The sequence below is a fragment of the Marinobacter sp. UBA5687 genome, from assembly GCF_002420325.1.
Lineage (GTDB): Bacteria > Pseudomonadota > Gammaproteobacteria > Pseudomonadales > Oleiphilaceae > Marinobacter > Marinobacter nauticus.
The window spans coordinates 1-9,529 of record NZ_DIHV01000128.1 but is presented as its reverse complement, the minus strand read 5'-3'; the positions used below and the strand labels follow the sequence as shown (position 1 = coordinate 9,529).

10 protein-coding genes are annotated in these 9,529 nt (G+C 58.7%); 2 read left to right on the top strand and 8 right to left on the bottom strand.

Annotated elements, in window-relative coordinates:
* From B3Y70_RS14375 to B3Y70_RS14340, 8 genes are all read right to left on the bottom strand, one after another.
* A partial coding sequence (locus B3Y70_RS14375; RefSeq protein ID WP_288589981.1) for an ArnT family glycosyltransferase occupies window positions 1-1,176 on the bottom strand: 1,176 nt, incomplete at its 3' end.
* A gap of 9 nt (window positions 1,177-1,185) precedes the next feature.
* The gene (locus tag B3Y70_RS14370; RefSeq protein WP_273030749.1) at window positions 1,186-1,854 is read right to left on the bottom strand and encodes a TVP38/TMEM64 family protein; all 669 of its coding nucleotides are present in this window, start codon (window positions 1,852-1,854) and stop codon (window positions 1,186-1,188) included.
* A gap of 1 nt (window position 1,855) precedes the next feature.
* On the bottom strand, window positions 1,856-2,623 hold the full coding sequence (locus B3Y70_RS14365) for a glycosyltransferase family 2 protein (RefSeq protein ID WP_031211751.1): 768 nt from the start codon (window positions 2,621-2,623) through the stop codon (window positions 1,856-1,858).
* An 87-nt stretch (window positions 2,624-2,710) separates the two neighbouring features.
* Window positions 2,711-4,123, bottom strand: a complete 1,413-nt coding sequence (locus tag B3Y70_RS14360) for an ATP-binding protein (protein ID WP_199453578.1) — start codon at window positions 4,121-4,123, stop codon at window positions 2,711-2,713.
* Window positions 4,120-4,803 (bottom strand): response regulator transcription factor, encoded by a 684-nt coding sequence (locus B3Y70_RS14355; RefSeq protein ID WP_011783840.1) that lies wholly within the window; start codon window positions 4,801-4,803, stop codon window positions 4,120-4,122. The genes B3Y70_RS14360 and B3Y70_RS14355 overlap by 4 nt, the downstream gene beginning before the upstream one ends.
* A gap of 25 nt (window positions 4,804-4,828) precedes the next feature.
* Window positions 4,829-6,376, bottom strand: a complete 1,548-nt coding sequence (locus B3Y70_RS14350) for an ArnT family glycosyltransferase (RefSeq protein WP_273030746.1) — start codon at window positions 6,374-6,376, stop codon at window positions 4,829-4,831.
* Complete coding sequence (locus B3Y70_RS14345; RefSeq protein WP_022990574.1) at window positions 6,360-7,334, bottom strand: glycosyltransferase family 2 protein; 975 nt, start codon at window positions 7,332-7,334, stop codon at window positions 6,360-6,362. Before B3Y70_RS14345 ends, B3Y70_RS14350 begins: the two co-directional genes overlap by 17 nt.
* 4 nt (window positions 7,335-7,338) lie before the next feature.
* Window positions 7,339-7,746, bottom strand: coding sequence for a GtrA family protein (locus tag B3Y70_RS14340; protein ID WP_011783843.1), 408 nt, complete (start codon window positions 7,744-7,746; stop codon window positions 7,339-7,341).
* 226 nt (window positions 7,747-7,972) lie between these two features.
* On the opposite strand from B3Y70_RS14340, the gene B3Y70_RS14335 reads away from it, so the two are divergent.
* Together B3Y70_RS14335 and B3Y70_RS14330 are read left to right on the top strand one after the other, a co-directional pair.
* On the top strand, window positions 7,973-8,683 hold the full coding sequence (locus B3Y70_RS14335) for a thermostable hemolysin (RefSeq protein WP_181861270.1): 711 nt from the start codon (window positions 7,973-7,975) through the stop codon (window positions 8,681-8,683).
* On the top strand, window positions 8,667-9,529 hold an 863-nt coding region (locus B3Y70_RS14330; RefSeq protein ID WP_288589978.1), incomplete at its 3' end, for an AMP-binding protein. The genes B3Y70_RS14335 and B3Y70_RS14330, both read left to right, overlap by 17 nt.

The window sequence follows — 9,529 nt, the reverse complement described above, 5'->3', positions numbered from 1 at the left end:
ACGAGGGTGGTCATTCCAGGCTAGGACGCCCAGGATGATCAAGGCTGCACCAAGCAGCAGATGCAGAACACTGGTGACCGCCCCGAACCAGCGTGCCGGGTTTTGTCCACTCAATGCCGGGGCCAGGCTCAGGGCCAGTGCCGGCAAAGCCGGGAGCACATACACTCCGCGTTTGCCCGGGCTCAGGCTGAAAAACGCCACCACCAACACGACCCACGCCAGCAGAACCACCACATCCAGCCTGTGTTTGAGAATCTCACGAATGGGCCGCAGCAGTGCCAGGAATAGCAGCGGCAGCGGAAACCACAGCGAGGGAATCACGCTGGCGAGGTAGTAATACCAGGGCTGAATGTGCCCCCAGGAATCGGCATAGCGCTCGCCGGTCTGTTTGAACAGAATGTTGTCGCGATAGGCCAGGGCCTCGTCGGTGCCCAGGTGACTGACGGCCAGCACCATCGGCACCAGCCAGGCTGCCACAACGGCCAGCATGACCAGGGGGCCGAGGGCGCAGCGCCAGCGGAGTGTGCCCTGAAACCGAGAAGTGTCCTGCAGTTTCAGGGCCAGTATCGGAATGAACAGCAAGGCGGGCAGAAAGCCAACCCCTTTGGTAATAATGCCAAGCCCCATAAAGGCCCAGGCCACGAAATACCAACGCCAGGATGGCTGCACGAAAAAATGCCGGATCAGACCGTAACAGGCCACCATGATCCAGCAGGCCACCATGGCATCAATCTGGGCTCGCTGGGCCTGAATCAGGAACTGGGGTGCCACCATCAGCAGCAGTGCGGCAATGGCGCCGGTGCGTTGGTTCCACAAGCGTGTGCCCAGATCGAACACTAGGCCCAGGGTTAGCAGGCTGCACAGGGCGTTCGGTAGCAGAAACGCGATTTTCAGGTTGCCGGTCAGCCAGTAGAAAAAGGCGATGGCCCACATGAACACCGGTGGTTTGTCCGGGTAGAGTTCGCCGCCCCGCATCGGCAGCAGCCATTGCCCGGAGGTCACCATTTCCCGGGCTACTTCGGCGAATCGCGGTTCGTCGGCGGGCCACGGAGAGCGTAACCCGATGCCGGTCAGAATCATGAGTGCTGCGAAGGCCAGTACCACCAGTAACAATCGGTTGTACGGCAGATTGAATAAGGTGTCGGGTAAACGCCGAAGACGGAAGTCGAGTGTCATAATCGCAACTCAGGAGGGGTCAGATACGGAATCAGCAAGGGTCTGATTGCGCTGGTTGTGATACAGGTAAGCGCCAATGGCACTTGCCAGCGCGAACAGAACCGCGCTTACCACAAGCTGATCGAGACGGGCCTGGCCAATCCCTGCGCCGGCCATTGCAAAGATCACCATCTGGGGCAGGTAGCCAAGAGCGCTGCCCAACAAAAATGGGACGAATCGTATCCCGGAACACCCGGCGAGGAGATTGGTGACAAGATTGCTGCCTACCGGCAACAGCCTGATCATGAGTATTTTGAGCAGAGTGCCTTCCGTGAACAGCAGGTCAAAACGTTGCATGCGATCTGAAAAACGGTTCAGGAGTGATGTTCGCAAAAGCCAGCGTGCGACAAAAAAGCAGCCTGTCGCGCCAATGGCTGTAGCGATAGTCGATAGGATCGCACCCTGAATGCTGCCTGCGGCAAATCCCAGAACGAAAGCGAGGACCTGTCTGGGGGCTCCGAATCCAGTGAAAAGTGCACCGAGCAGCGTAATGGCTGAAAGTCCTGCCAGCCCATTACTGTTCAGGAAATCTGCCACGCGCTCCTGATCGGTCAGAAAACCGAACCAGTCCCCGCTCATGGTCAGATAGCCTGTTAATACCAGGATGGCGAAAGATAGCCAGCGCAGTCCCGAAGCCATATCAAGCCCGTTCCGTTGCCGGTCGACTGTTGTTCGGATCCTCTAGGTTTGCAATTTGAGGAACTCGTGTGCGGTGAAGTAACCACATAACGCCGATCATATCGACGATTCCGGCCCATGCACGGTTCCAGGCATTGTATTTGGAAATCCCGGCCATTCTTGGGCGATGATTGACCTCGACAATGGCGATTTCGCCTCCCGCGCCTTTCACCAGCGCGGGAATGAACCGATGGGCGTGATCGAACCACGGCAGTTTGAGAAAGGTCGATCGGGGAAACAGCTTCAGTCCACAGCCTGTATCGGGAACTCCATCATGTAGAAAGGCGTTGCGAATACGATTAGCCAGGCGTGATTGGAAACGTTTCCATGCTGTATCCTTCCGATTTCTGCGATAGCCGGCAATACAAAAGTCGGGATTGTGGAGTCTGTTCGCTTGTTGCAACAGTGCTGGAATATCGGCGGGGTCGTTTTGACCATCTCCGTCCATTGTCACAATCAGTTGGCCTGTGGCGCGAAGGATACCGGTCGCCAGTGCCCCGCTCTGTCCGATGCTCTGTTCATGTCGAACCGCCAATAGCCTGCCCCCCAAAGCCTCGGCAGTGCGACGAGCTGTTGCCAGTGTCTGGTCGGAACTGCCATCGTCCACGAGCACGACTTCAAAGCCCGGGTAATCCCTCATAACGTTGAAGGCCTCGGTCAGCAGCTTCGCGATGTTTTCCTGCTCGTTTTTTGCAGGAATGACCAGTGACAGAGTGCTGTGCTGAGACATTGAGATATTCTCCAAGATGTTAACCAAACCACGTTGCCGTGCGGTTTATGCCTTGGAGAATTATCAGCCTTGAAGCTTAACCGAATCTTAAGAGCGTTTCGTGAGCGCCGGGCATCGTGCTGGCAGCCATACTTGCACACAAAGCCCGGGTTGACCGTCTGCCCTGTCTGCCAGGATAAGATGGCCGCCATGGAGCTCGGCAATACGCCGAGCAATCGCCAGCCCCAGCCCTGCGCCTCCTCCTTTACGTTGATCCAGTCGCACAAACCGGCTGAGTGCGCGTTCACGCTCCTCCGCGGGAATTCCAGGACCCTGGTCACAAACCGAAATGGCGTAGCCTTCACCTGCGGGAACAAGATTGGTGGTGATTATGGTATGAGGCGGACTGTATTGGATGGCGTTGGCCAGCAAGGAGCGCATGAGGGTGTTAATCAGGGCACTATGGCAGCTAATCAGGGACGGACCTGTTTCGTCCTGGAGCACCGGCTCTATGTTTTTCTTTAGCGCCAGCGGTGCAACATCTGCGATGCTTTGTTCCAGAATGGCGGAAAGATTGTGATGCTCCGGCGGAAACTGAGCGCCGGAGTCCACCCGACTCAGTAACAGCATTTGTTCGACCAGATGAACCATTCGGTCTACGGCCTGGATAAGGTCTCCATATTGTTCGGGGTTGTCACCGTAAACTTTCTCCAGATTCAGGCGCAGCGCGGCCAATGGGGTTCGCAGCTCATGTGCCGCATCAGCGGAGAAGCGGCGTTCACGTTCCAGAGCCTGATTCAGCCGTCTCAACAGGCCGTTGACTGCGTGCACCAATCCAGCTACTTCTTTCGGAGCCTGACGATCATCGAGGGGATGGATGTTCTCAGGCGCCATGTTCCGAACCGGTTTTTCGAGTTTTCTCAAAGGCTTGAAGCTCACCTGAATTGATGCCAGGACGGCTATGGCCAGTAGAGGCAACGCCAACAGAAAAGGCAGAACGTTGCCCAGCGCAATTTCCTGGCTCAGTTCATCCCGAACGTCCTCTCGCTGGGCGGTACGTATCCAGAACCCGGTCGATGTATCTCGCATGGTAAACGTTCGCCATTGATAGCCGGCGGCCTCCTGCCAGGCAAATCCTGGCTCAAGGCCCTGGGCATCGTTAGCCCGGAGCGTGTCCAGCACAGGTTGTTGATCAGGAGACCAGACTTCGAAAGCGATTTTGCGTTCGTATTTATGCCCGGCACCGTCGGGCAGAATTTCGTCCTCTTCTTCATCGCCCTGAAATAATGCGTCCGGCAATTCGAGAGTTTTCGACAGCGTAAAGGCTAACTGCTCGATAGACTGAGTGCTCGAGAGATGTTCCACCAGCCCCTGCACAATCCGGGTACTTTGTGCCAGCTCCGCATCGAACAGTTCGTCCAACTGGTGATTGCTGACATAGAACCCCCAGCCTGCCGCGATCAGAGTGATCATAAAAACAGTGCTGGTAATTAGCAGAATCAGCTTCCGTGTCAGGCTCATATTTCTTGGCCTTCCGAGGCTGCTTTGCTGTCCAGCATGTAGCCAACGCCGCGCACAGTGCGAATGGCCTGCTTACCCAGCCGCCGGCGCAGATGGTGAACGTGAACTTCCAGGGCGTTGCTCTCGGCACCCTGATCCCAGCCGTAAAGTTGTTCCTCCAAACGTCGTCTGGTTGCCACCTGATCAGGGTGCCGCATCAGATAGTGAAGGATCTGCAGTTCGCTACGGGGTAGCACGAACGTCTCTGTGCCTACCTGCAATTGCGCAGAGTCCGGATCAAGCACGAGTCGCCCCACCTTGAGTCCTGAGACTCGTGTGCCTGAGCGGCGGCGAGTAACAGCCCTTATCCGGGCTTTCAGTTCTGACATGGCAAAGGGCTTGGTCAGGTAATCGTCTGCCCCTGCATCCAGTCCCTGTAGTTTTTCGGTCAGTTCGCTCCGCGCAGTCAGGATGATGATGGGCAACTCTACGCCCTGCTCCCTCACCTGGCGGACAATGTCCAGGCCATCGACACGGGGTAACGTCAAGTCAAGAATGGCCAGGTCAAAGCTCTCGTTCAGTAAGGCGTTCAGAGCCTGTTGGCCATCATCGACCCAATCTACGGTATTCTGGTCGTCCCGGAGCATGCTCAACATGGTGTTGGCCAGGGGGTGGTCATCTTCGGTCAGAAGTATGCGCATTCTGTTACAGCCATCCGTTTGGTGTTCAACTCAAAGGTTGTTTGTGCTCTTCAGTGTAATTGAAAGCTGGCGGAGTGCGGCCGGAATCATTGCTCAACGCTGCACTCTTGGTTACCGGTTCCAGCAGAAACAGAATGTAACGCCGGTTTTGATCGACCGGATCGGCTATCTGCTCCAGTTGGTCGAGCAAGTCCCGCTGATCTTTATCCACCGCTACAGCGATGGGCAACGTTCGATTTCCATCAGCGAGTTCGCGCCTGAGGGCTTCCACCTCGATGCCATCAACTCTACCCGCGCTGTAAAACCGGGCAGAAAACGGAGGTTCGCCGGTATAAACAAGCCTCGCAGAGGGCTTGTCAGACAGATGACGGGCGGTCATCACCAGCTCCCGTTCCGTTCTCAGCAGCTCCGGATGAAGGCTCACCCAGCCGCTGGCAAGTGAGCCAAGCACGGGGATGAAAAGGGTGGCGGCCACTGAGGAACGCTTCAAGCGTCGGCCGATGTCTGGCATCAGTAGCCCGGAGCTGAGCGCGGCAACAAATGGCAGACCAGGCAGCACATAGGTCCAGAGTATGTTACCGGCCAGGGTAAAGAACACGGCCGGTGTCACCGCGGCCAGGACTACCAGCGCGCTGACATGTTGTTCGCCAGTATGCCATTGCTGCAGCTGGAAGGCGCCGCACCAGTGGTTGCGAAGCACGCCAGCCACCGCGACAAGCCCCCAGGGCATGCTGGCAAGCACAAGATAGAGCCAGATCGTGCCCCGGGGGAAATCGTGGGCGCTGCCGTACAGATCACCCTGCCAGCCGCTGACGACAAAGCGCTTGATGTGCTCACCGACAATGAAGTAATCCAGGAAACCCGGTGTCTTCAGCTCTGCCAGGACATACCAGGGCGCTGACATCAACAGGGTCAGGGCCAGCCCGCGCACCCAGGGCAAACTGTGCCAGAGGGTCTGCCAACGGTTGAAGGTGAGCGCCCAGAGGAACACCGGCAGGCCAGCAAGCACCAGAACCAGTGGTCCCTTGGCCAGCAGGCCAGTAGCCAGGCCGATGAAGAACAGCCAGCCCCAGAGCGGCGGCCCCCCCTGCAGGCGAATGATCAGGCTCACCAGTGTCAGGCTGGTGCCAAGGGCCAGGAATGAATCCGTCATTACCGTGCCGGCAGACAGAAAGCCCAATGCCGTAGTGGCGTAGATTAACGCAGCCCAGAGCCCTTGAGTTTTGGCTCCGTGGCCGAGCGGGTCGGGGTGCAGGTAGCGACGCAGGTTGTAGACCAGCCAGACGATGCCGACATTGGCCAGCCAGGAGGGCAGTCGGCCGGCGAATTCGCTGACGCCGAACAGCTTGAATGACAGTGCCTGAGTCCAGAACGACAGGGGCGGCTTGCCCCAGAAAGGCACACCAATATCGAACCAGGGGGTTATCCAGTCGCCGGTTTCCGCCATAATCCGCGCCATCTCCGCGTAGCGGGGCTCGGTGGTGTCCGCGAACGGCAACAAGGCAGACAGGCCGAGCCTGGCAGCAAGCACCGAGACCAGCAGCCACAGCAAGGTGTTACTGATTCTGGTCATGGCCGGCCACTCGCAGCATGGGTTGTATGTAAGTCATGGTCTCCTGACTATCTTCCGCCACGATAAAAACCGGGCGTTGCTTGGTTTCCATATAGATGCGCCCGATGTATTCCCCCAACAAGCCGACACACAGAAGCTGGACGCCGGACAGGAAGGTGATCATGGCAATCAGGGAGGCATAGCCCGGTGTTGAAATGCCGAAGGCCAGCGCCCGGATTACCTCCCAGAGGCCAACGGTGCCGCCTGCCCCCGCGGCCAGTAAGCCCAGCACAAGGGCCAGTCGCAGTGGTCGGGTCGAGAATGAGGTGATGCCCTCCATGGCCAGGTGTACGAGTTTCAGGTAGTTCCACTTGGTGCTGCCTGCGATTCGGGGGTCGCGATCGAATTCCAGGGTTACGGTGGGCATACCGACCCAGGCAAACATGCCCTTGAGGTAACGGTTGCGTTCCGGAAGCCGGTTCAGGGCCTCGACCGTGCGCCGGCTCATCAGCCGGAAGTCGCCGGTATCGACCGGAATCGGAGAATCGCTGATCCGATTGATCAGACGATAGAAAAGGCTGGCCGTGATGCGTTTAAGCCAGCTTTCGCCGGCCCGGGATCGGCGTTTCATCAGCACGACATCGGCCCCTTTGCGCCATTCGGCAAGCATGTCGGGAATCAGTTCGGGGGGATCCTGAAGGTCTGCATCCATAAGCACCACGGCCTCGCCGCGGGCGTGCTCCAGGCCGGCCGAGACTGCCGCCTCCTTGCCGAAGTTTCGGGACAACTGCAAGACACGGATTTCTGGCTGCCGTTGCCTGGCGGCCATCAGAATGGCGACCGAATCATCCCGACTGCCGTCGTCGACAAACAGCAGCTCAAAACTGCCGTCGAGCTTTTGCCCGGTCGTCCAGAGTCGAGCCAGCAGGGCCGGGAGCACTTCAGCCTCGTTGTGGACCGGAATAACTATGCTCAGCATAGGTTCAGGGGAGCTTGAGCGTTGTTTTTTCATGGAAAACAAACCTCTTGGCAAAGAAGTAATTGGCAACCGTGACGAGTGCCGTGGCCAGGAACTGTGCTGACAGGACTTTGAGGCCAGCCAGGCTGAGAACGGAGAAGCTGAAAAGGTTCAGGGTCCAGCCCAGACTGGCTGCCGCCAGGTATCGCGGCATCGCAACTCGGTGCGGCAGGTTCGAGGCAAACGCGTACTGATGCTGGGCCACGTAGTTGAAAACCAGTCCGGCCGTGGCTCCGGTTGCTGTTGCTAGCCTGGGGTCAAGCCCGGCCTGAACCAGCAGGCCCATCATCAGCCAATGCAACAGCGTGGCCAGTCCGCCGGCTGCAAGGAAACGGGCAAGTCGGCGTTGAAAAAAATGGCGAGCTTTGGGCATAGGTGTTTGCGTCTGTGTCGATTGTTTTCGGGATAGCCCCGAGGTCGGCCGCAATCTACCCCTCCTTTCTTAAGTGAGCCTTAACCGTGCAGGCACAGAAACCTTAAGGCGCTCTTAAGGTTGCTGTGGTGCCGTCTTAAGACTGGTTTAAGCCAGCCTTTCTAATCTGTCAGCCATGACCCTGCGTCCGTCTGGGCCAGGAAAAGCAAGCAGAGAGAAGGCAGCCATGACTGATCCGTTAACAATGTCGACCTGTTGTCCTCCGGATTCCGGGGAGTTGGTTCCGGCCGTCCGTTGTGCTGGCCGGTGGTTTTGCGAAATCCAGTCCAACACGCCATTGGCCCACACGGTGTCGGATTTCATTCGGCGCCGCTTCCTCCACGCGTACGGGGCCGAGCCTTCCCTGCGTATTCCACGGCTTCTGGCCCTGACAACCGCTCAGGGAACGCTGCTGGCCGCCGTTGGCGTGCGCAATGCGGAACAGGAACGGCTTTTTCTGGAGGATTACCTGTCGGTGCCGGTGCAAACACTGATGCCGGAACCGGGAACAAGGCGCAGCGGTATTGCCGAAATTGCCCACCTGGCCGGGGTGGAAGCCGGGGTCAGCCGCTATCTGTTCGCCTCGCTCTCAGTGTGGTTGGATGCTGCCGGCTATGACTGGGTGGTGTGTACCGGTACCGACCAGTTGCGCAACAGTTTCCATCGGCTCGGCATCGCCACGCAGGTGCTGGCGGATGCCGACCCTTCAAAATTGCCGGATGGCGGCGCTGGTTGGGGTCGCTATTACGACCATCATCCGGTGGTGATGACCATCAAGGTCGCTGATGGTATGGCGGCCTTGCGCGCCGCCGGCTTGCTGAAGCTGGTGCAGCCGGTTGTTGCGGTCGAGGATAAACCGCAGGCGGACCTGGGAGGTGCCTATGGCCGCCTTGCCTGATCTCCTGTCTCAGCGGGTCCGGCAACATCCGGAGCGCATTGCACTGCAGGGGCCCGCCAGTTTCAGTTATCAGCAGCTATGGCGGGCGGCGCAGTTGGTGGCCGAGCAGTTGCGGAGCCTGGGCGTGAAACGCATAGGCCTGTGTGGCGACAACACCCCGGCCTGGGTGGTTGCGGACCTGGCTTGTCTGATGGCGGACGTGGTGTGTGTACCGGTGCCGGTGTTTTTTTCCAGAAGCCAGACCGAGCACCTGATTCAGCGGGCCGGGCTGGATGCCCTGGTATTCAGTGGCGAAGCAGAACAGGCGGAGATGATCGGTCATGGCGTCTGGCTGAGACATTTGCCGGTGTCCCCTGCTGCTTCCTGGATGCCGGAACACACCGGCAAGATTACCTTCACCTCCGGCAGTACTGGTACCCCCAAGGGCGTGTGCCTGTCGGCGCAGCAGCTGGCGGCGACCGCCGGTGCGCTGCAGCAGCGGCTGGAAGGTGTGGAGCTGGAGCAACACCTGTGCATTCTGCCGCTGGCAACCCTGCTGGAGAACATTGCCGGGGTTTACCTGCCCCTGCTGATGGGCGCCACGGTGACGGTTGCCCCGTTGCAGACTCTGGGCATGACCGGCAGCAGTGGCCTCGATCTCGGCCAGCTGGTGGCCGGCCTGAATCGGCATCAACCCCATTCCGTGATTCTGGTGCCTGAGCTGGCGATGGCGCTGGTCAATGCCGGCGAGCAGGGATTGCTGACAACGGATTCGTTTCGCTTCCTGGCGGTCGGCGGCGGCCGGGTATCGCCGGACCTGTTGGCCCGTGGACGGTCGATTGGGTTGCCTCTGTACGAGGGCTACGG